A 2,147-nucleotide genomic window follows, 5' to 3' on the forward strand; every position below is an offset into this window, starting at 1 on the left:
CACCACCAGCTTCATGTCGCGCTTGGTGGAGCAAAAGGCTTCGACAATCGGCAGGATGTTGTTGTCGGGTTCGATGCGCGCGATCGAGATGAGATAACGCCCGGGCTCGAGGCCGAGCGCCCGGACCGGCGCCTCGGGCGCTGATGCCACCGGATCGGCGCCATAGGCGATGGTGGCGATGGCGCTGCGCGACCGGCGCGTCGCCAGGTGATCGGCGATGGCGGGATGATCGGCGACCAGCCGGTGCGAGGCCCAAGCGCCGATCCATTCGTTGAGCCAGAACCAGGTTCGCGCCGCCATCCCCCATTTGGGGCGACGCCACTCGATGCCGTCCATGTTGGTGAAGATCTTGCGCCGCTTCAGCCTGAGCCAGGTCAGGAAGACCGCGCCATTATAGCCGAGCACCAGGCAAACGCCCTGTCGTCTGGCAGCATCGCGGGCGCATTGCCAGTCGAATTCCAGGGTCGCGCGCGGTCCCTTGGAGGCGACCTGGATGTGAATGAGCTCGATGCCGCGCCAGGTTTCGCTGCGCACCCGCTGGTCGATCCGCTCGACCTCATCCTGGCAATAGACGCCGACCTTCCAGCCGCGCCCGACAAGAAACAGCGCCAGTTTTTCGGCAAAGGTTTCAAAGCCGCCATGGGCCGCGGGTATGCCGCGGGTCCCCAGGATTAGAATGGCGGGCTTTTCTGGTTTCATGGCCGGCGGCACTTTCACACATCTCATATATTAGATATTGCTTAATTTATAATGAGCAGACCGCAACTTTCGTGCCATCTTCCGATTTCGGTATCCTGGGAGGGGATCATGGCGCGGGGTTGTAAAAAAACGGTGTTGAACCCGGTGGTTGTTTCATTCTCGGTCAACCCTTCTGTGCGTAGCTGTATCGAAACGAAGCAATGCCAGGGGCGTACGGCCGGCAGTCGGACATATCGAACCGATAGGCGGACATATCGAACCAGGCATGATTCTTGCGGACGGGGTTCTGCCACAATCGCCCAGCGCGATGGTTGTAGCATCCGGCGGGAAACAAAGATGCGGATTGCCTGCGTTCATCAGGGTTATGAACTCTATGGTTCTGACCGCAGCTTCGCGGAGAGCGTGGCTGCGCTGCGCGCCGCGTTTCCGTCGGCCGACATCGAGGTGGTCTTGCCGCGCAGCGGGCCGATCGTCCAGATCCTGGAAGCGCATGCCAGCCGGATCGTCTTCGAACCGCTCTGGGTGTTGAGGCGCCAGGCCATTGCGCGCCTTGCGACAGTCGAGATGGCGCGATTGCCGGTTGCCGTGTTCAGGGCGTGGCGGCGCCTCAAGGCCTGCGACCTCGTCTATGTCAACACCTCGATCGTTGCCGACTATGCGCTGGCCGCGCGCTTGCTGCCTTACAAGGCCGTCCTGCACATCCACGAAATCCCCGAAGGCGCCATGCGCAGGGTACTTGTCGGCCTGATGCGCTGGAGCCATGCGGATCTGATCTTCAACTCGCGCGCGACACGCACCGCGTTTGGCGATCCCAAGGCGGCGCGCGCATATGTCGTCTACAACGGCGTTGCCGGGCCGGCGGCGGTCGAACCAATGACGTATGACGGCAAGCGCCCATTGCGGGTGCTGCTGCTCGGCCGCATCAACCGGATCAAGGGGCAGGAGGTCCTGCTGGAGGCGATCGCCTCGATGCCGGCAGAACTCCAGGCGAGGGTCGAGGTGCGGCTGGTCGGCGGCGCCTTCGAAAGCACCGAGCGCGAGCGTGCGCTTGCCGAACTGGTCGAAACCATGGGGCTTGCCGGGCGCGTCGGAGTCCTGCCTTTCATTCCCGATCCCTCGGAGCATTATCGCTGGGCCGACATCGTCACCGTGCCGTCGCGGCGTCCGGAATCGCTGGGCCGCGTCGCCATCGAGGCGATGGCTTATGGCCGGCCGCCGCTTGTGTCGGCGATCGGCGGGCTGGTGGAAGTGGTCAGCGACGGGCAGACCGGCTGGCATGTTCCGCCCGGCAGCGACAAACCCGCGCCAGGCCTCAGGGGCGAGGATGATCTCCTGCAATTTCGCGCCAAGAGCTACTGCGTCGCCGGGCGCGCGCGCTATGAGGCGATCTTCAGCGAGCCGGTCGCGGCCGCGGCGATCACCGCGATCGCCGCCGAAAAGCTGAAGAC

General features: G+C 63.9%; 2 protein-coding genes. One reads left to right on the forward strand and one right to left on the reverse strand.

Going from position 1 to position 2,147, the window contains the following annotated elements:
- A partial coding sequence (locus tag EN925_RS32975) for a DUF1972 domain-containing protein (protein ID WP_164894557.1) occupies nucleotides 1–699 on the reverse strand: 699 nt, incomplete at its 3' end.
- Nucleotides 700–1,035: 336 nt separating this feature from the next.
- Here EN925_RS32975 and EN925_RS32980 point away from each other — a divergent pair.
- The coding region (locus EN925_RS32980; RefSeq protein WP_128337244.1) for a glycosyltransferase at nucleotides 1,036–2,147 on the forward strand (1,112 nt) is incomplete at its 3' end.

This window comes from Mesorhizobium sp. M7A.F.Ca.US.006.04.2.1, from assembly GCF_004022915.1.
In the GTDB taxonomy this organism is placed as follows: Bacteria; Pseudomonadota; Alphaproteobacteria; order Rhizobiales; family Rhizobiaceae; genus Mesorhizobium; species Mesorhizobium ciceri.